The sequence below is a fragment of the Olsenella sp. An188 genome, assembly GCF_002160255.1.
Taxonomy (GTDB): Bacteria; Actinomycetota; Coriobacteriia; order Coriobacteriales; family Atopobiaceae; genus Thermophilibacter; species Thermophilibacter avistercoris.
Genome location: NZ_NFKF01000004.1, coordinates 1 through 19,458, shown reverse-complemented (window position 1 = coordinate 19,458; position 19,458 = coordinate 1). Strand labels below are relative to the sequence as shown.

Genomic DNA, 19,458 nt, shown 5'->3' with positions numbered 1-19,458 from the left:
CTCGCTTACGCCTCCTTTCGGGGAGCGACGACGACGGTGATGTGGCTCATGCGCTTGTTGATGCGCGACGCGGAGCCCTTGGCGCGCGGACGGATGCGCTTCAGCGTGGGGCCCTCGTCAACGTAGGCGAGCTTCACGAAGAGGTCGTCCTCACGCAGGTTGTTGTTGTTCACGGCGTTGGCAATCGCGGAGCGCAGGACCTTGGCCACGTCGACGGAGGCGGCGCGGGTCGAGAACTGCAGGACCTCGAGGGCCTTGGCAACGGGGAGGTTGCGGATCAGCGAGACGACGGCGCGAGCCTTGCGCGGAGCAACGCGCACGTACTTGGCGGTCGCGCGGACCTCGTTGGTGGTGGTGTTCTGAGGCATCTACTTACACTCCCCTACTTTTCCTTGTGACCACGGAAGGTGCGGGTCGGGGCGAACTCGCCCAGCTTGTGCCCGACCATGGACTCGGTGACGTACACGGGCACGTGCTTGCGGCCGTCGTGGACGGCGATCGTGTGACCAACCATCTCGGGGAAGATGGTCGAGGAGCGCGACCAGGTCTTGATGACCTCCTTGGTGCCGGCCTCGTTCTGAGCGGCGACACGCGCGAGGAGGCGAGTCTCCACGAACGGGCCCTTCTTGAGACTTCTGCTCATGCTTTCTATCTCCTACTACTCGTGTTGCGGCTACTTGGACTTGCGGCGACGGATGATCAGGCGGTTGGAGGCCTTCTTCGGGTCGCGCGTCTTGTAACCCTTCGTCGGCTTGCCCCAGGGCGTCACGGACGGACGGCCGGAGGTGTGGTTCTTGCCCTCGCCGCCGCCGTGCGGGTGGTCGACCGGGTTCATGACGGTACCACGGACGGTCGGGCGGACGCCCTTCCAGCGGCTGCGGCCGGCCTTGCCGATCACGATGTTGGAGTGGTCGGCGTTGCCCACCTCACCGATGGTGGCGCGGCAGGTCAGCAGGACGCGGCGAAGCTCGGAGGAGGGCATGCGCAGGACGGCGTAGCCGTTGTCCTTGCCCATGAGCTGGACGGAGGTGCCGGCGGCACGGGCCATGGCCGCGCCCTTGCCGGGCTGGAACTCGACGGCGTGCACCAGGGTGCCGACGGGGATCTCGGAGAGCGGCATGCAGTTGCCGGGCTTGATGTCCACGTCCTTGGTGCCGGAGAGGACGACGTCGCCCACGTGCAGGCCCTCGGGGCACAGGATGTAGGCCTTGGCGCCGTCAACGTAGTGGAGAAGCGCGATGCGGGCGGAGCGGTTGGGGTCGTACTCGATCGTGGCGACCTTGGCCGGGACGTCGTCCTTGCGGCGCTTGAAGTCGATGCGACGGTACTGACGCTTGTGGCCGCCACCCTGGTGACGGGTGGTGATGCGGCCGTTGTTGTTGCGGCCGGCCTTCTTGGGCAGGGGCTCGAGAAGGGACTTCTCGGGCGTGGTGCAGGTGATCTCGGAGAAGTCCGAGACCGTCTGGAAACGCCTGCCGGCGCTCGTGGGCTTGAGGTGCTTGACTGCCATTGACTCTTTCCCTTCTTTTCCGTTGGCCAGCCCGCTCAGGGAGTGGCGGGTGACACCGGATTACCACGGTACCGCGCGTATCCATCGTGCGCGGCATGCAAGCCCGAACCCCCTTCCGGGGGCCCGGGCGGAGTGCCGAAGCTACTCGGCGGCCTGCTGGCTGCCGAAGATCTCGATCGTCTCGCCAGCGGCGAGGGTCACGACGGCCTTCTTCCAGGAGCGCGTGGTGCCAGGGGTCTGGTAGCGGACGCGCTTCTTCTTGCCGGAGACGTTCATGGTGTTGACCTTGACCACGTGGACGCCGAAGAGCTTCTCCACGGCGGCGGCGATCTCCTCCTTGGGAGCGGTCTTGGCCACCTCGAAGGTGTACTTGCCCTGCTCCATGAGGTCGAAGGAACGCTCGGAGACGATCGGGCGGATGATCACGTCGTAGACGGAGTTCATTATGCGAGCACCTCCTCGAGCTTCTTCGCGATGTCGGTGGTCATGACGAGGGCGCCGTTGTCGATCAGGGTGCGCGTGGTGGCCTCGGAGACGCCGATCACGTTGACGCCCTGCACGTTGCGGAACGACAGGTAGGTGTTGATGTCGTCGTCGGGGACCACGACGGTCACGCGCTTCTCGGCGATGCCGAGGGCGCCGAGAAGGGCCACGGCCTGCTTGGTCGAGGGCTTCTCGAAGGAGAGGGCGTCGACGAGCACGAGCTCCTCGTCAGCGACCTTGCCGGAGAGCACAGAGCGCATGGCCAGCTTGACCATCTTGTTGTTGATGCGCTTGTTGTGCGTGCGCGGGGTGGGGCCGAAGACGACGCCGCCGCCGGTCCACTGCGCGGCGCGCGTGGAGCCCTGGCGGGCACGGCCGGTGCCCTTCTGACGGTACGGCTTGGCGCCGCCGCCGGAGACGTCGTGACGGTTCTTCACGGAGTGGGTGCCCTGACGAGCGCAGCTGTCCTGGCAGACCACGACCTGGTGGACGACGGGGATGTTCGGCTCGATGCCGAAGACGTCGGCGGAGAGCTCGGCCTGGCCGACCTCAGCCCCCTCGACGTTCTTGATAGCGTACTTGGACATTCTGTCCTCCTTGTTAGCCTAAGAGTTTTCCTGGCACTTAGGCCATGCGGATCTGGACGAGGGCGTTCTTGCCGCCGGGGACAGCGCCCTTGACGAGCATGAGGTTCTGCTCGGCATCAATGCGGACGAGCTTGAGGTTCTTGACCGTGACGCGCTCGTCGCCCATGTGGCCGTACATGTGCAGGCCCTTGCGGACGCGCGCGGGGTAGGCGCACTGGCCGATGGAGCCCGGACGGCGCTGGTTGCGCGAGCCGTGGGTCATGGGGCCGCGGGAGAAGTTCCAGCGCTTGACGGTGCCCTGGAAGCCCTTGCCCTTGGAGGTGCCGATGACGTCGACGGCCTTGACGTCGGCGAAGTCGGCGACGGTGACCACGTCACCGGTCTTGTGCTCCTCGCCGTTCTCGACGCGGACCTCGCGCAGGTAGCGCATCGGCTCGACGCCGGCGGCCTTGAAGTGGCCGGCCATGGGCTTGTTGACGTGCTTGGCGGAGATGTCTCCGAAGCCGATCTGGACGGCGTCGTAGCCGTCGGTCGCCTTCGTCTTGACCTGCGAGACGGTGCAGGGGCCAGCCTGGATGACGGTGACGGGCACGACGTTGTCGTTCTCGTCCCAGATCTGCGTCATCCCAAGCTTGCGGCCAAGGATCGTGCTGACCATGCTCTTTCCTAACCTCCGGTGGTCATGGGCTTCTTCAGGCGCCCCATGCGCCCGTCCCCAGCGGACCACGTCCTGTATCTGCTGCCCCTCCGGGGACTCGACACACGTGTCCCCATTAGCGCAGCCTGTCTAGTCTACACGTGCACGTGCGAATTCACAATGTCTTCGCAATTTTTTTGTGGCCTCTGAGCTGCGGCTGCGTTTTCCGCGTCGCCGGGCGTATCCATGGGGCGGGGCACTTCGCCGCGCCGCTTAGGAATGCGGGGTTGTCCCGGGTTCTTAAGCAGTGACGGCACCCTTCCCCCGCGCGTCGAGTATCGCGGCGAGAAGGTCCTCGTAGCGCTCGTACGCCGGGAGGTCGGGGTTGGCCTCGCGGATCTCGGGCGTGCTGCGGAAGAGGAAGCCCGCCTTGCTCGCACGGATCATCGCCAGGTCGTTGAAGGAGTCTCCGGCCGCAATGGTCTCCATCCCGCAGGACTGGAGTGCGCGCACGGTGGTGAGCTTGGAGCTCTCGCAGCGCATGAGGTGACGGACGATGGTGCCGTCCGGCGCCACCTCGAGCGAGTTGCACATGAGCGCAGGCCAGCCGAGCTTTGCCATGAGCGGGCGGGCAAACTCCTCGAAGGTGTCGCTGATGATCACGACCTGGGTGCGCTCGCGCAGCGCGTCGAGAAACGCACGCGCGCCCGGAAGCGGGTCGATTCGCTCGATGACCTCCTGGATCTGCGCCAGGCCGAGCCCGTGCTCGCGCAGGATCTTGAGACGCCACTCCATGAGCCTGTCGTAGTCGGGCTCGTCGCGCGTGGTGCGCGCGAGCTCCGGAATGCCGGACTCCTCGGAGAACGCGACCCAGATCTCCGGGACGAGCACGCCCTCGAGGTCGAGGCAGACGATGTTCATGGGGACGTCCTTTCGTTGGCGCCGCACGACGCGCCCATCATAGCGCGCCCACGTTTCCACTTGAAAACAGACGCGCCCCCGGAGCGCAACGTCTCCGGGGGCGCGGTTCGGGGTGGTGTTGCGGGCGCTAGCCGCGACGCCTGCGGAGCGCGCGGGAGCCGAGGAGTGCCGCCGCGCCGGAGCCTGCCGCGAGCAGGGCGGCCGCGCTGCCGGCGTCACCGGTGGCAGGCACCGCCTCGTCGGAGGGCTCCGCCACGTTCTTCTCGCCCGCGGGCTTGGTCTCGGGGACAGCATCGCCGTCGGGCTGGCCGCCCACGTTGGCGAGCACGAAGGTCGAGAAGTGCGTGGTCGTGAACGTCACCGTGCGGGCCTCGGCGTCGACCGTGGCGCCCATGTCCGTGACCGTGCTGTCGTCGGCCACGTGGAAGACGTGGAGACCCTCGGCGGAGAGGCCCTCAGGGATGGGCAGGGTCACGGCAACCGCGTCACCCTCGAGCGGCTGGACGGCCACGCCGCCAGGCCCGACCAGGCTGATGTCATACACGTAGGCCTTGGTCACGCCGTCCACCGCAGAGACGAGCGCGTCAAACGGCTCCTGGGCGGCGTCGCCATCAAGCCAGGCGGTCTCGAGCGTGAGCCAGTGATAGAAGTTGGGGTCGCTCGAGGTAGCCGGCACGGTGAGCGTGGCACCGGACTCGTTGGAGATGGTCACCGTGTCGGACGGCTCAACCACGAGCGTAGCGGGCTTGTCGAGCTGCACGCGCAGGCCAAGCATGCCGTCGCCGACGCTGTTGACGGCCACGGTACCCGCGTCCGCCGGCTCGAGGCGGTAGTTCACGCCCCCGGTGGCCGGGATGGTGAACATGACGGAGGTCCAGTCGCCGCCGTTGTCCCCACGGACCCAGACCGGGCCCTCCGTGTAGGCGTTCGCGTCAAAGAGCGGGTCGTCGGCGTCCAGGAAGGTGCGCTCGATCGTCATAGTGCGGCTCGAGCCGCCGCCAACCGTGCCGTTGTAGGCAACGCCGTCAGAGCACTTGAAATCGAGTCGGTACCACTCGCCGAGCTCGGGCATGTCCACGAAGGAGAGGATCGAGTCGTCCGCCGTACGGACGTAGGGCAGCAGCTCGTTGCCCGAGCCGGGAGCCCAGGGCTCGTACACGCCGGTCTCCGGGTTGGGGTTCCAGGTTGCCCTGATGGGGCAGTCGTAGTAGTGGGTGAACGCCCCCTCGGAGAACGCCGCAGAGACGTTGCTGAACGCGTCTTCCGAAGGCACAGAGCCCAGTTCCATCGAGTGGCCGTCGTGGGCCCAGCCCATGAACGTGTAGTCCTGCCCGTCGCCCAGCATGACGCTCTCGCCAAGCTCGTAGTCAAGCTCAGGGTTCTCGGCGATGGTGTCCAGAACGGACTGGCTCATGATCTTGTCCGAGGTGATCCAGGCGTCAGAGAGGCCGCCGAAGGGGTCGGCCATGTCGATCGCGTAGCGCTTGACGCTCGACGTGGAATAGGTCTCCGGCAGATCGGCGGGGTCGCTCACGGACTTGACCTCAACGGTGATGTAGTTGACGTCGGAGTTGGGGTTTCCCTCGCGGTCGACGTAGTGCACGGAGACGGTCGCCGTTCCCGGCTTGAGGGAGGAGACCTTGACCCGATGGAAGGCGACGCCCCCTTCGTCGTACCCCTCAAGCACCTTTTCCGCCGCGACCACGCCCGCGCCCTCGTCAACGGAGACGTAGTCGATGCGGCTGTTCCAGATCTCGCGACCGCCCAGCAGCTGGTAGTCGCCCGCATGGGCGCCGCCGCATTCCGCGCAGTTCTCCACCACGTAGAGCGTCACGTCCGGACCATTCGACCCGCTCGCCTCATCGGCGCGGGCGGTAGCCGGGGCCACGCCGCACGCAACGCACACGGCAAGCAGCAGCGCACAGAGCAGCGTGGGGAGCCCCCATCTTCCTGTCTTCGACCTCATTACATGACCCCCATCTTTCAGATAGCGTGCAGAATGGTTTTATCCCGTAGGCGACCACCCGCTCAAGGGGGACGTCAATATTGGCCCCTCCCCTGTAAAACTTGGCGGGCGAGAAGGGCGAGCGCATACGAAGAGGCGCCCCGGGCCTGGCGGCTCGGGGCGCCTCGATTACGCCGTGTAGTCGCTAGCCGCGACGCCTGCGGAGCGCGCGGGAGCCGAGGAGCGCCGCCGCGCCGGAGCCTGCCGCGAGCAGGGCGGCCGCGCTGCCCGGGTCGCCCGTCGCCGGAACGGCCTCGGCTTTGTCGGTCTTCTCAACCTCGGAGGGCTTGGTCTGCTCTCCCGCGGGCTGCGTCGTGGTCGCGGTCCCGACCCGCGCGATCACGAAGGTCGAGAAGTGCGTGGTCGTGAACGTCACCGTGCGGGCCTCGGCGTCGACCGTGGCGCCCATGTCCGTGACCGTGCCGTCGTCGGCCACGTGGAAGACGCGCACGCCGTCGGGCTCCATGCCCTCAGGCAGCGGAAGCGTCACTGTCACCGAGTCGTCCTCGGGAATCTCGAAGACCTGACCATACTCCTCGAGATGGATGTCGTAGACGTACATTGAGCTGACCCCGGAGACCGCGGCGTTGATGGCGTCTCCCGCGGCCGAGGCAGCCTCGCCGCCCAGCCACTCGGTCACGAGGTCGAGCTCGCGCCACGTGCTGTCATCGTTGTAGGTTCCGTCAAAGCCATCGTCGACCAGCTTCGCCTCGTGCGAGAGCGTCGCCCCCTGCTCGTTGGAGATGACAGTCATCGCCGGGCCGTCCGTCACGGCAAGCGTCGCCTTTGCGGACTTGGTCCCGCCGTAGAACTTGTCGGTAATCGTCACCGTGATGGTGGTGGTCCCAGTCTTGAGGGGCGTGATTGAGTACCCGTAGCCCTCGACTCGCGCGACACTTGGGTCGTCAACGGTGACGCTCAGGTCGTAGTGGACCGCCTCCATGAAGTCCCAGTCAAAGAGGCTATAGCCGCCAAGGTCCGCCCAGGACAGCGGCACCGTGAGAACGCCGTCCTCCCCGATGGTGAAGTCCTGCGCGGGGACCCAGCCCTCGCCGGGCGTGCAGGTGACGGTAACTGTGTCCTCAAACTTGAGGTTGGGGTTGCTCCCATCCACAGCAACTGCGGTCAGCGTCGTCGTCCCGCCGACCACGCCCGGAACGACGCTCCACACCGTCTCCCCGGTAATCTGATCCGTATAGCTTTGCGCAGATGCAACCTCGGAATCCGCAACGGCAACTGAGATAACCTCGAAGTCCGCCCCAGCATTCGCCTCCCAGACCAGCCTCGTCGTGGGGACGCGAACCTGGTATGCATCCACCCCGTCCAGAGAGATGTCGCCGTTCCCGATCTTGAAGCTCGTCAGCGTTTCCTCGCCGCCGGACGACTCAACACCCCAGCGCGCCGTCACCGTCAGGTTGTAGTAGCCCTCGGACTCGAGATACGCAAAGTCGCTCGGCTCCAGCACCTTGTCAAACGAGACGTTCGGAGATGTTGCCCAGCCCAAGAAGGTCCCCGTTCCGCCAGACAGCATGGGTGCCGTGTAACCTTCGTAAAACGTCCCGGCAACGTTATCTTGAATGATGCCGTTGAGCGTGTCGGCCTTTGATGTCAGGTCTTCCGCGTCCGTGTATATAAACCAGAAGCCCGAGGTCTGCTGGCCATCATTGATCTCGATACGCGCATCGCCGTAGTCAAAGGTCACGCGATAGGTCCCGCTCAGGTCCGGGGCATCGTCACCTGCCCCTTCCGCTGAGGCCAGCGCGACATCACCTGTCGCAGCCGCCTCTCCCTCCTCGGCGCGAGCAAGGGTCGGGACGATTGCCAGGCCGAGCACAGCAACGACGAGGGCCAGTGCGGCAAGGGCCCTCCTCATCGTCAGTTGCTTCATGGGTACCCCCTCTTTCAGGCAGCATACAGGCTGTTTTTAGACCCGCGGGGCATGCCGGTTCAAGAGCGCTGTCACACTTGACGGCTCACATGTCAAACTTGACGGGCGAGACGGGCGAGCGTGATGCCTCACGCCTCGTCTTGCCCCTCTCCCAGCTGCAGGATCGCGTCGGCGCGCCAGACGCCGTCCTTCTCGCCAAAGCGGAAGTCTCCGTCGTGAGACGCCGCGACGGAGGCCACGATGCGCTGGCCCCAGCCGTGCTCGGGAAGACTGCCCGCGCCCGGGCGCGGCGCCGCGGACGTCGATCCCGGCGCGCAGGGGTTCTCGACCCGCACGGCGAGAAGCCCGTGGGCCACGTGGGCTCGAACGCGGACGAAGGGCTCGGGCACGCCAGACGCCTGCGCGCCCGCCACCGCGTTGTCCAGCAGGTTAGAGAAGACCATGCAGAGCGCCACGCTCGAGACGTCCGGGCGCGCCGGAAGGTTGACGCGACAGTCCCAGCGCATCCCCAGCTCCGCGCAACGCTCCGCCTTTGCGGCCAGCAGCGCTGCCACCGCGGGCTGCGCGCACGCGGTGCGCTCCGGGGCGCGCAGGGAGCGCTCGCCTACGCCCAGCAGTTCGAGCGCCCGCTCGTCACTCCCGCCTTCGAGCGCCTCGGCCACCCCGTCCAGCGTCCGAACCGCGCGCTCGCGGAGCGCGGAGGCAGAGTCGCGCGCCCGCGCCAGCGAGCGCGCCTGGTCACGCTGGGCCGCCAGGACGTCCTCCATGACGTGCGCCTCCTCGGCCACCGCCTCGGCACCCTCCGCCGCCACGAGGGCCCGCAGCAGCGCGGCGCACAGCACGGTGCACCCAGCCGTGCAGGCGGCGACGGCGAGCGAGGCCAGTTCGTCGATGCGACCCTCGTAGACAGCCACGTGCACGAACCACGTCACGAGAATCTGGCTTGTGGGGCACAGCAGGCACGCCGCGCGCCTGCGCCCCGAGACCGGGGCCAGCGTCCGCAGCAGCGCCAGCGTAATCAGCACGAGGGCGCCCGCGGCGAGCCCCGTGACCCAGACGGCAAGTATCCGCGTCATGGCTCGCTCCCCACGTCGCCAGGCGCGCCGCCGGAGGCCGCGTTCTTCTCGCCGCGAGATGACAGGGTGGCGGAGAGGGCGCGGGCATAGGACGCGGCCTCTCCGCGCTGACCGCGCTCGATGAGCGACGTCAGGACCTGGAGGTGGTTGCGCGCGTCGTGACGCAGCATGGCGACCTCCTCGAGCGCGCCCATCTCGCGCCTGGCGCCGGCGGAGAGCTCCTCCACGGCCCAAGACATCCGAGCGACGCGACGGGCCTCGAGCTCCCTCAGGCGCAGGCGCCCAACCGCACGGAGCACCTCGACGTCCGCCGCAAGGCAGAGCAGCCCGAGGACGGCGGCTCCCCAGAAGATGGGGGCGTCGTCAGGCGAGCCCAGCATGATCGCCTTCCCAAAGAGGTTGATCGAGGCGGCCTGCAAGACGAGAAACCCCACGAGGGTGAGCTCGCGGCCGTGGAGGCGGGCCCGCACCACGGCAAGCTGCCTGAGAAACACCCACAGCGTGAGCGCGCTGACGGCGGCGCAGAAAAGCGACGACGCCACGTGCGCGGGGTAGTGCGCCAGCGACTCCACGACTGAGTTGGACTCCGCCCACCCCGTGGCGACCATCCAGACGGCGATGCCCGAAAACTCCGACACGCTCGTCACCACCGTGAGCAGCGCGGCCACCAGCAGCCGAAAGCGTACGTCGTCCTTGTAGAACACGAGCGGCATCGCCACTCCAACGAAGAGCACCGTCCCCACCGTGCTGGTGTCGCCGACCGGCAGCACCAGCAGCGCGGCCACCACCACCTGCGTCACGCGCAGCGCAGCGCCCCAACGGGGCGTCAGGGCCCGGTCAAGAAAGGCGTAGGCGATGAGCAGCTGGGGCAGAAACGCGGCGTACACCTGCGCAAAGGCCGTCAGGGCGGGCACGGCTACCCCTCCCGAACTCGCGCGAAGAGCGCCTCTCGGACGGAGGCGCGCCAGCGGCGGCTCACCGGGATGCACTCCCCCGACGTGAGGGTGACAAACTCGACGCTCAACCGGTCAACGAAGTCCAGGTTGATGGCGTAGCTCTGGTGGCAGCGCACGAAGCTGGCCGGAAGGCTGGCGAGAAGCTCGGAGAGCTTGCCGTAGACCCGATGCGTCTCCGTTCGCGTGTGGATGATGACGTGGCGGCGGTCGCTCTCCACGTAGAGGACGTCCTGGGGCCGCACGACGTCGACGACGTGGTCGTGCCGCAGCATGAGCGGGGCGGCCGAAGCGGCCTCGCGTCGCGCGAGAGCCTGCTCGAGAGCCAGGTCGACGTCCTCCTGGCGAAGCGGCTTTCGTACGAAGCTCGCGTGAGGAGTCTGGTAGACGCGGGTGTGTGCCTCGTCGAATCCGCTCACGTAGACAACCTGGGCGACGCGCCCCCGCGCCTGGAGGCGGCCCACGAGCTCGATGCCGCTGTCCTGTCCGAGGCACACGTCGACGAAGAGCACGTCGAGCGGGCGCTCGGTGGCGGCGTAGTCGTACAGCTGCTCGGAGGAGAGGAGCTCGACGACATCGGGGGACTCGACGCTAGGCGAGCGGCGCACCATGTCCGCAAGCTGGCGAGCCTCGCTGGCAACGTCGTCAACGACTGCGATGACAACGCTCATGGATACCTCCCCCCAGCGAACTTGCATATCACGCAGCCATTTTACCGTCCCCCCGGCATGTTTGGCCGTCCCGTGCCGTCGTACGCCGCGCAAAGGCGCAGCTCAGCCCACGTTCTTCTCGCCAGGTTTGTCATATCTGGCACGGTATTCGTAACAATTGACCCACCACCCCAAACCCGGCGGCCTCGTGGTCCATAACGCAGGGAGCCCCCGACCTTCCGGAGAGAAGTTTCGCAGCGCGCACTTCTCGAAGGAAGGTCGGGGGCTCCCCTAGATGCGAGATGGCCTACGGCCTAGAGCTTGATCTCGATGTCAACGCCGGCCGGGAGGTCAAGACGCATGAGCGAGTCGACCGTGGACGGGGACGGGTCGAGGATGTCGATGAGACGCTTGTGGGTGCGCATCTCGAACTGCTCGCGGGAGTCCTTGTCCTTGTGCGGCGAGCGGATGACCGTGTAGAGGTTGCGCTCGGTGGGCAGGGGGATGGGGCCGGACACGCGGGCACCGGTCTTCTGAGCGGTGTCCACGATGAGCTTCGCGGACTGGTCAACGACCTCGTGGTCGTAGCCCTTGAGGCGAATCCTGATCTTCTGGCTTGACACTGTGTACCTCCAAATGAGCTAGGGCTCGTGATCGTTGACTTAGGAAGCGTTTCCGCCGTTCTTGGCGACGATCTCGTCGCGAATGTTCTTCGGGACGGGCTCGTAGGAGTCGAACTGCATGGTGTAGCTCGCGCGGCCCTGGGTCTGGGAGCGGAGGTCGGTGGCGTAGCCGAACATCTCGCCCAGCGGCACCTTGGCGCGAATCACCTTGGTGTCGCGACGGTCCTCCATGCCCTCGATCTTGCCGCGGCGGCCGGAGAGGTTGCCCATGACGTCGCCCATGTACTGCTCGGGCGTCTCGACCTCGACCTCCTCGACAGGCTCGAGCAGGATCGGGTCGGACTTGCGCAGGGCCTCCTTGATGGCCATGGAGCCGGCGATCTTGAAGGCGGCCTCGGAGGAGTCGACCTCGTGGTAGGAGCCGTCGACGAGCTTGACCTTGATGTCGACGACCGGGTAGCCGGCGATGACGCCGCTCTCGAGCGCCTCCTGGATGCCCTTGTCGATGGAGGGGATGTACTCCTTCGGGATGACGCCACCGACGATGGCGTTCTCGAACTCGTAGCCCTTGCCCTCCTCGTTGGGCTCCATGTCGATGATGGCGTGACCGTACTGGCCGCGACCACCGGACTGGCGGACGAACTTGCCCTCGGCGTGCATGACGGCCTTGCCGGCGGTCTCACGGTAGGCGACCTGCGGCTTGCCCACGTTGCAGTCGACCTTGAACTCGCGGCGCAAACGGTCGACGATGATCTCGAGGTGCAGCTCGCCCATGCCGGCGATGATGGTCTGGCCGGTCTCGTGGTCGGTGTGGACCTGGAAGGTCGGGTCCTCCTCGGCGAGCTTGGCCAGGCCGACGCTCATCTTCTCCTGCTCGGCCTTGGTCTTGGGCTCGACGGCAACGTCGATGACCGGGTTGGCGAACTGGATGGACTCGAGGATGATCGGGTGCTTCTCGTCGCAGAGGGTCTCGCCCGTGGTGGTGTTCTTGAGGCCGACGCAGGCGACGATGTCACCGGCGGAGCAGCCGTCGCGGTCCACGCGGTCGTTGGCGTTCATCTCGAGGATGCGGCCGAGACGCTCGCGGGAGTCCTTGACCGAGTTGTAGACGTAGGAGCCCGCCTCGGCAGAGCCGGAGTACACGCGGATGTAGGTGAGCTTGCCCACGTACGGGTCGGTCATGATCTTGAAGGCGAGTGCGGAGAACGGCTCCTTGGGGTCGGCGTGACGGACCTCATCCTCGCCCTTGAGGTTGGTGCCGTCGATCTCGGCAACGTCGAGCGGGCTCGGGAGGTAGTCGACGACGGCGTCGAGAAGCTCCTGGATGCCCTTGTTCTTGTAGGCAGAGCCCACGAAGACGAGGTTGAGCTCGCCGGCGATGACGCCCTTGCGCAGGGCCGCCTTGAGGTCGTCGACGGGGATCTCGGCCTCCTCGAGCACGGCCTCCATGATCTCGTCGGAGAAGTTGGAGGCGGCGTCGAGAAGCTCCTCGCGCTTCTCGGCGGCGAGGTCGGCGAACTCGTCGGGGATGGCGTCCATGGGCTCGGGGTAGATCATGCCCTTGGCGTCCTCCTTGAAGTCCCACGCGGTCATGGTGACCAGGTCGACGAGACCCCAGAAGTTGGACTCGGAGCCCATCGGGATCTGGGCCGCCACGGCGTTGGCGTGCAGGCGGTCCTTCATGGTCTCGATGGCGTGGAAGAAGTCGGCGCCGACGCGGTCGTACTTGTTGATGAACGCGATGCGGGGGACGCCGTAGGTCGTGGCCTGACGCCAGACGGTCTCGGACTGCGGCTGGACGCCGGCGACGGCGTCAAACACCGCGACCGCACCGTCGAGGACGCGCAGGCAGCGCTCGACCTCGGAGGTGAAGTCAACGTGACCCGGGGTGTCGATAATCTGGATGACGTGGTCCTTCCAGAAGCACGTGGTGGCCGCGGAGGTGATGGTCACGCCGCGCTCCTGCTCCTGCACCATCCAGTCCATGGTGGCGGCGCCGTCGTGGACCTCGCCGATCTTGTGGGTCTTGCCCGTGTAGTAGAGGATGCGCTCGGTCGTGGTGGTCTTGCCGGCATCGATGTGGGCCATGATGCCGATGTTGCGCATGTCCTTAAGGTTGTACTTGGCCTTTGCCATGAGTTACCTCTCCTCGGGTCAGCGACTAGAAGCGGTAGTGAGAGAAGGCGCGGTTGGCCTCGGCCATCTTGAAGAGGTCCTCGCGGCGCTTGATGGAGGCGCCCACGCCGTTGGAGGCGTCGAGGATCTCGTTGGCAAGGCGCTCGGCCATGGTCTTCTCCTTGCGGGCGCGCGAGAAGTTCACGAGCCAGCGGATGGCCAGGGTCGTGGCGCGGCGGGAGTTGACCTCCATCGGCACCTGGTAGGTGGCGCCGCCGACGCGCTTGGGCTTGACCTCGAGGGTCGGGCGGATGTTGTCCATGGCCTTCTTGAAGACGGAGAGGGCGTCCTCGCCGGACTTCTCGGCAACGATGTCAAAGGCACCGTAGACGATGCGCTCGGCGGTGGCCTTCTTGCCATCGAGAAGGACCTTGTTGATGAGCTGGGTCACGAGACGGTTGTTGTAGACGGCGTCAGGCTGAATCTCACGACGCACGGCTGCTGCACGACGCGGCATGTTGTATCTCCTTAGAGCTGGTGACGATTAGTGGCTGCTTACTACTTGGGGCGCTTGGTGCCGTAGCGGGAGCGCGCCTTCTGGCGGTTCTGCACGGCGGCGCAGTCGTAGGCGCCACGGATGATCTTGTAGCGGACACCGGGGAGGTCGCGGACGCGGCCGCCACGGATCAGGACGATGGAGTGCTCCTGGAGGTTGTGGCCCTCGCCGGGGATGTAGGCGGTGACCTCGATGCCGTTCACGAGGCGCACACGGGCGACCTTACGAAGGGCGGAGTTCGGCTTCTTGGGGGTGGTGGTGAAGACGCGGGTGCACACGCCGCGCTTCTGGGGGTTGTGCTGCAGGGCTGCGTTCTTGGACTTCGACTTGACGCTCACGCGCCCGTTGCGAACGAGCTGGTTGATTGTAGGCAAAGCTCTCTCCTTCTATACCTAACGTTGTGCCTGTTAACCCGTATTCAAGGGCCGAGCAGCACCTCTGCCCCGGATTGACGCGACGATGAAGATTACGCTGCCTGTGCGCTGTTGTCAAAACGCCACGGGTCCGGGCGTATCCATCCTTCACCGCTCCTTCACGCATCGGCGAGAAGAACGTCGGGGCGAGCCCGTGACCGCACTTGTGGACCGCACTTGTGGACCGCACCCGGGGATCGAAACCGGGGACCGCACTTGTGGACCGCACCCCACAGGTGCGGGCTTCTCGGCGGCCTCAGCCCGCACTTCTCGCCAGACGTCGAGAGGCGGCCCGCACTCCCCCGCTCCAGAGTATGAAGATGCCCGCACCTGTGGGGTGCGGGCATCGAGTGCGGTGCAAAGAGAGCGTACGCCAGGGCTACATCCAGGAGAGCCCGACGGCTCCGAGGCCCAGGTGCTCGGCCAGGACCGGGCCGCCGTCCTTCACGCGCAGGCGTGCCTCGGGGAAGCGCGAGCGCGCGGCGAGAAACACCTCGCGCGCCTCGACGCCGCGCGGCCCGAAGTGGGAGATCAGCAGGTCGCTGGCCCCCTCGGGCACGCTGTCGACCATCGCCGCGGCCATGCCGCGCGCGCCGCGGCCGTCCGTGAGCTTGACGATGCCGCCCTCGGAGAGCGCCATCACGGGGTAGCGGTTGAGCTTGGTCGCGACGGCGCGCCTGATCGCGCCGAGGCGGCCGCTGCGGCTGAGCGCCGAGAGGTCCGGGACCGAGAAGACGATCCTCGTTCCTCCGCGCTGCTCGACGAGCTCGGCTGCCACCTCGGCGAGGCTGCGGCCAGCGTCGGCGAGGGCGCGCGCCCGGCGCACGAGAAACTCGAGCGCGCCGGCGGTGAGCCAGGAGTCGACCACGGCAACGCGGTCGCCGCCCACGGCCTGGGCGGCCTCCTCCGCGCTGCGGAAGGTTCCGGAGAGGCGCGAGGAGATCGTGACGCACAGCACGTCGTCGCCGGCGTCGAGGTGGCTGCGGAAGACGCGCTCGAAGGCGGAGGCGCGCACGGCCTCGGTCGTGACGTGGCGGCTGGACGAGAAGAGCCCCACGTAGTCGCCGTTCTCGCCGACGAAGCCCTCCTTGTGCCGGCCGAAGTCGGCGACGTAGGCCATCGGGACGACGTCGACGCCGAGCTCGGACGCCTCCTCGCGGGTGAGCCCGCAGGTCGAGTCGGTGACTAGAGCGAGCATATGCGGCTCCCTCCCATCGCGCGGAACTTGTCGTAGCGGCGCGCCACGAGCTCGTCTGCGTCAAGCTGCTCGAGCTCGTCCAGGGAGAGCTCGATCTCTCGCATGAGGTCGTGGGCGATCTCTGCGTGCGTGAGGCCCAGGTCGGACACCACGCCGTCGACCAGGCCGAGCTCGGCCAGGTCGTGACCGGTGATGTGCAGGGCCGCGGCGGCCTCGTCGGCGCGCTTCGCGTCCTTCCAGAGGATGGAGGCGCAGCCCTCCGGGCTCACCACGGAGTAGACGGCGCTGCCGAGCATGAGCACGCGGTCGGCCACGGCAAGGCCGAGCGCGCCGCCGCTGCCTCCCTCGCCCACCACGACGCTCACGATGGGCACGCGCAGGCCGCTCATCTCCACGAGGTTGGTGGCGATGGCCTCGCCCTGGCCGCGCTCCTCGGCGCCGATGCCGCAGTAGGCGCCCGAGGTGTCCACGAGGCACACCACCGAGCGGCCGAACTTCTCGGCCTGGCGCATGAGGCGAAGGGCCTTGCGGTACCCCTCGGGGTGCGCCATGCCAAAGTTGCGGCGGACGCGCTCCTTGGTGGAGTTGCCGCGCTCGATGCCGATGACGGTGAGGACGCGGTCGCCCTTCCAGCCGATGCCGGCCACCACGGCCGCGTCGTCGGCGAAGAGGCGGTCCCCGTGGAGCTCCACGAAGCCGTCAAGCCCGCGCTCGATGAGCTCCAGGGCCGTCGCGCGGTCCGTGGAGCGCGTGAGCTTGACGATGTCGTAGGCGCTCTCGGGCTCCGGCGAGCGCTTGGGGCGCGCGCCGCGGCCGCGACGGGGCTCCTCGTGGGCAAGCGCGTGCGGGGCGCCCGCGGCCGGGGCCTCTCCCGCATGCAGGGCGAGAAGCTCGGCGAGGGTGGCCACCATGTCCTTGCGCTCCACGATGAGGTCGCAGAAGCCGTGCTCCACGAGGAACTCGGAGCGCTGGAAGCCGTTGGGCAGGCGCTTGTGCGTGGTCTGCTCGATCACGCGCGGGCCGGCAAAGCCCACGAGCGCGCCGGGCTCGGCGATGATGACGTCGCCCTCCATGGCAAAGCTCGCGGTGACGCCGCCGGTGGTGGGGTCGGTCAGGACCGTGACGTAGAGCAGCCCGGCCTCGGAGTGGCGGCGCACCGCCGCGGAGACCTTGGCCATCTGCATGAGGGAGGTCGTGCCCTCCTGCATGCGGGCACCGCCGGAGACGGTGAAGCCCACCACGGGCAGCCCCTCCTCCAGGGCGCGCTCGAAGACCCGGCAGATCTTCTCGCCCACGACCGTTCCCATCGAGCCCATCATGAAGTCGGCGTTCATGAAGAACAGGGCGCAGTCGTGGCCGCCGATCCTCCCGCGGCCGCAGACCACGGCGTCCTTCTCGTGGGTCTTCTCGCGCGCGGCGGCGAGCTTCTCCACGTAGCCGGGGAACTCCAGGAAGTCCGTGGCGGCAAGCTCGGCGTCCCACTCGACGAAGCTTCCGGCGTCCACCGTGATGCGCATGCGCTTGCGCCCGGAGACGCGCAGGTGGCGCCCGCAGCGCGGGCACACCTCGAGGTTGGCCACGAGCTTGTACTGGTCGATCACGCGTCGGCAGCCCGGGCACTTCACGAGGATGTGGCGCTCCGGCATCTCGGCCATGACCTCGGTCGCCGGCCCCTCGAGGGCGTTGACGCTCTTCTCCCGCTTACTCATAGAGGTGCTCCATCAGGTTGGTGTGGTAGTTGCCCGACACGAACTCGGGGTTGGCGAGGATGTCCAGGTGCAGCTCGCTGTTCTCGGCCACGCCCTCGATCACGAGCTCGCCGAGCGCGGAGCGCATCTTGCGGATGGCCTCCTCGCGCGTCGACGAGCAGACGATGAGCTTGCCGAGCAGCGAGTCGTAGTAGGGCGGCACCACGGCCCCCACGTAGAGCGCCGAGTCAAAGCGCACCTGCGGGCCGCCCGGGACGTGCAGCATCGTGACGTCGCCGCACGACGGCAGGAACTCGGGGGTCTCGGCGTTGATGCGGCACTCGATGGCGTGGTTCTGGATGTGGACGTCGTCCTGCGAGAAGGGCAGCTCGGCCCCGGACGCCACGCGCAGCTGCCACTTGACGAGGTCGACCCCGCTCACGAACTCGGTGACGGGGTGCTCCACCTGCAGGCGCGTGTTCATCTCCATGAAGTAGAAGCTACCGTCGTCGGCAAAGAGGAACTCGATCGTGCCCACGCCCACGTAGCCGGTGGCGCGGGTGAGGTCGCGCGCGGCCTTGTGCATCCGCTCGCGCACGCCGGGGTGCGCGTCGAGGCACGGCGCCGGGCTCTCCTCGATGAGCTTCTGGTTGCGGCGCTGCACGGAGCACTCGCGCTCGCCGAGGCTGACCACGTTTCCGTGGGCGTCGGCGAGCACCTGCACCTCGACGTGGTGCGCCGGCGAGACGAACTTCTCCATGTAGCACTCGCCGTCGCCGAAGGCCGCCTCGGCCTCGGCGTGGGCCTCGGTGAAGGCGCGTCCGGCGTCCTCGGGGCGCTCGACTTTGCGGATGCCGCGGCCACCGCCGCCCGAGCGCGCCTTGATGAGCACGGGGCAGCCGATGCGCTCGGCCTCGGCCTCGGCCTCCTCGGCGCTCGCGAGCAGGTCGCAGCCCGGGACGATGGGCACGCCGGCGCCGCGGGCGGTCCGACGCGCCGCGTCCTTGTCGCCCATGCGCTCGATGACCTCGGGCGAGGGGCCCACGAAGACGAGGCCGCACTCCTTGCACTCGCGGGCGAAGTGCGCGTTCTCCGAGAAGAACCCGTAGCCGGGGTGGACGGCCTTTGCCCCGGACTGCAGCGCCGTCGTGAGGATGGCGTCCTCGTTGAGGTAGCTGTCGGCGGGGCGCGGCCCGCCGATGCAGTACGCCTCGTCCGCGAGCGCCACGTGCAGGGCCTCCGCGTCAGCGGTGGAGTAGACGGCGACGGTCTTGACGCCCATCTCCTTGCAGGCGCGAATCACGCGGACGGCTATCTCTCCTCGGTTGGCAATGAGGATCTTGTCGAACATCGCAGTGCCCCTCCCGGCGCCCCGGGGGCGCCCTCGCTGGTTGCCTTGGGTCCGGGCCCCTAGTTCTTCTCGCCCGGCATCAGGGCGAAGGACATCTCCGCGACGCAGCAGACGTCGTCGCCCACGCGCGCCTCGCCCGTGGCAAAGCGGAAGGGGCCGCGCGCCTTGGTGAGGCGGCAGGTGAGCTCCACGGTGTCGCCGGGGCGGACGGGGTGCTTGAAGCGGACCTTGTCGAGGCTCGTGTAGAACGGCGTGGCCCCCTTTGCGGCCAGGTCGTCGGCGAGAAGGACGCAGCAGTTCTGCGCGAGCATCTCGCACAGGATCACGCCGGGCACCACGGGGTTGCCCGGGAAGTGGCCCTGGACGAAGAACTCGTCGCCGGTGATGGTGATCTTGCCGTGGGCCTCGCCGTCGACGACCTCGGCCTCGTCGAGCAGCAGCATGGGCTCGCGGTGCGGGAGCAGTCCCTTGAGCTCTTCCTTGTTCACGTGCGCCTCCCTAGTAGATCTTCATGAGGCAGCAGCCGTACTCGACGAGGTCGCCGTCCTTCACGCAGATGTCGACGATCTCGCCGTCGGCCTCGGCGGTGACCTCGTTCATGACCTTCATCGCCTCGATGACGCAGAGGGTCTCGCCCTTCTTGACCTTGGACCCCACGTGCACGAAGGGCTCGGCGCCGGGCGCGGGGGCGGCGTAGAAGACGCCGACCATCGGGGCGCGCACGGCGGTGGTGTGGGCCATGTCGAGCGGCGCGTCGCCGGCCGGCTCGGCCTCGGGGGCCGGGGCGGCCGCGGGGGCCGCGGC

Annotated in this window: 21 protein-coding genes; all 21 read right to left on the bottom strand. The window is 67.6% G+C overall.

Annotated features, from left to right (window positions below):
- Positions 1-5: 5 nt before the first annotated feature.
- The gene (gene rplV / locus B5F23_RS05505; RefSeq protein ID WP_087352611.1) at positions 6-368 is read right to left on the bottom strand and encodes a 50S ribosomal protein L22; all 363 of its coding nucleotides are present in this window, start codon (positions 366-368) and stop codon (positions 6-8) included.
- Positions 369-382: 14 nt separating this feature from the next.
- Entirely contained in the window at positions 383-643 is a 261-nt protein-coding gene (gene rpsS, locus B5F23_RS05500) for a 30S ribosomal protein S19 (protein ID WP_072374173.1), read from the bottom strand.
- A gap of 30 nt (positions 644-673) precedes the next feature.
- Positions 674-1,510, bottom strand: coding sequence for a 50S ribosomal protein L2 (rplB, locus tag B5F23_RS05495; protein WP_087352609.1), 837 nt, complete (start codon positions 1,508-1,510; stop codon positions 674-676).
- Between the two features lie 141 nt (positions 1,511-1,651).
- A complete protein-coding gene (gene rplW / locus B5F23_RS05490; protein ID WP_087352607.1) occupies positions 1,652-1,954 on the bottom strand; it encodes a 50S ribosomal protein L23 in 303 nt (100 codons plus the stop codon).
- On the bottom strand, positions 1,954-2,580 hold the full coding sequence (rplD, locus tag B5F23_RS05485; RefSeq protein WP_087352604.1) for a 50S ribosomal protein L4: 627 nt from the start codon (positions 2,578-2,580) through the stop codon (positions 1,954-1,956). The genes rplW and rplD overlap by 1 nt, the downstream gene beginning before the upstream one ends.
- Before the next feature lie 37 nt (positions 2,581-2,617).
- Positions 2,618-3,238 carry a 50S ribosomal protein L3 gene (rplC, locus tag B5F23_RS05480; RefSeq protein ID WP_087352602.1) on the bottom strand — a complete coding sequence of 207 codons (621 nt, stop codon included), beginning with the start codon at positions 3,236-3,238 and terminating at the stop codon, positions 2,618-2,620.
- Positions 3,239-3,517: 279 nt separating this feature from the next.
- Positions 3,518-4,138 (bottom strand): bifunctional phosphoserine phosphatase/homoserine phosphotransferase ThrH, encoded by a 621-nt coding sequence (thrH, locus tag B5F23_RS05475; protein WP_087352600.1) that lies wholly within the window; start codon positions 4,136-4,138, stop codon positions 3,518-3,520.
- 127 nt (positions 4,139-4,265) lie between these two features.
- Positions 4,266-6,104 carry a hypothetical protein gene (locus B5F23_RS05470; RefSeq protein ID WP_143786366.1) on the bottom strand — a complete coding sequence of 613 codons (1,839 nt, stop codon included), beginning with the start codon at positions 6,102-6,104 and terminating at the stop codon, positions 4,266-4,268.
- A 184-nt stretch (positions 6,105-6,288) separates the two neighbouring features.
- Positions 6,289-8,031 (bottom strand): hypothetical protein, encoded by a 1,743-nt coding sequence (locus B5F23_RS05465; protein WP_087352596.1) that lies wholly within the window; start codon positions 8,029-8,031, stop codon positions 6,289-6,291.
- A gap of 128 nt (positions 8,032-8,159) precedes the next feature.
- On the bottom strand, positions 8,160-9,107 hold the full coding sequence (locus tag B5F23_RS05460) for a GHKL domain-containing protein (protein WP_087352594.1): 948 nt from the start codon (positions 9,105-9,107) through the stop codon (positions 8,160-8,162).
- The gene (locus B5F23_RS05455) at positions 9,104-10,021 is read right to left on the bottom strand and encodes a hypothetical protein (RefSeq protein ID WP_087352592.1); all 918 of its coding nucleotides are present in this window, start codon (positions 10,019-10,021) and stop codon (positions 9,104-9,106) included. Before B5F23_RS05455 ends, B5F23_RS05460 begins: the two co-directional genes overlap by 4 nt.
- Before the next feature lie 2 nt (positions 10,022-10,023).
- Complete coding sequence (locus B5F23_RS05450; protein WP_158096126.1) at positions 10,024-10,731, bottom strand: LytR/AlgR family response regulator transcription factor; 708 nt, start codon at positions 10,729-10,731, stop codon at positions 10,024-10,026.
- A gap of 293 nt (positions 10,732-11,024) precedes the next feature.
- Entirely contained in the window at positions 11,025-11,333 is a 309-nt protein-coding gene (gene rpsJ, locus B5F23_RS05445) for a 30S ribosomal protein S10 (protein ID WP_072374151.1), read from the bottom strand.
- Between the two features lie 39 nt (positions 11,334-11,372).
- Entirely contained in the window at positions 11,373-13,469 is a 2,097-nt protein-coding gene (fusA, locus tag B5F23_RS05440) for an elongation factor G (RefSeq protein WP_087352588.1), read from the bottom strand.
- A gap of 25 nt (positions 13,470-13,494) precedes the next feature.
- Entirely contained in the window at positions 13,495-13,965 is a 471-nt protein-coding gene (gene rpsG, locus B5F23_RS05435; protein WP_087352586.1) for a 30S ribosomal protein S7, read from the bottom strand.
- A gap of 41 nt (positions 13,966-14,006) precedes the next feature.
- Positions 14,007-14,378 carry a 30S ribosomal protein S12 gene (rpsL, locus tag B5F23_RS05430; RefSeq protein ID WP_072374142.1) on the bottom strand — a complete coding sequence of 124 codons (372 nt, stop codon included), beginning with the start codon at positions 14,376-14,378 and terminating at the stop codon, positions 14,007-14,009.
- A 418-nt stretch (positions 14,379-14,796) separates the two neighbouring features.
- A complete protein-coding gene (locus B5F23_RS05425) occupies positions 14,797-15,615 on the bottom strand; it encodes a DegV family protein (protein ID WP_087352584.1) in 819 nt (272 codons plus the stop codon).
- Complete coding sequence (accD, locus tag B5F23_RS05420) at positions 15,603-17,324, bottom strand: acetyl-CoA carboxylase, carboxyltransferase subunit beta (RefSeq protein ID WP_087352582.1); 1,722 nt, start codon at positions 17,322-17,324, stop codon at positions 15,603-15,605. Before accD ends, B5F23_RS05425 begins: the two co-directional genes overlap by 13 nt.
- Positions 17,317-18,654: an acetyl-CoA carboxylase biotin carboxylase subunit gene (accC, locus tag B5F23_RS05415; RefSeq protein WP_087352580.1), complete on the bottom strand. Its 1,338-nt coding sequence runs from the start codon at positions 18,652-18,654 to the stop codon at positions 17,317-17,319. Before accC ends, accD begins: the two co-directional genes overlap by 8 nt.
- Before the next feature lie 59 nt (positions 18,655-18,713).
- Positions 18,714-19,142: a 3-hydroxyacyl-ACP dehydratase FabZ gene (gene fabZ, locus B5F23_RS05410; RefSeq protein ID WP_087352578.1), complete on the bottom strand. Its 429-nt coding sequence runs from the start codon at positions 19,140-19,142 to the stop codon at positions 18,714-18,716.
- A gap of 10 nt (positions 19,143-19,152) precedes the next feature.
- On the bottom strand, positions 19,153-19,458 hold a 306-nt coding region (gene accB, locus B5F23_RS05405; RefSeq protein ID WP_143786365.1), incomplete at its 5' end, for an acetyl-CoA carboxylase biotin carboxyl carrier protein.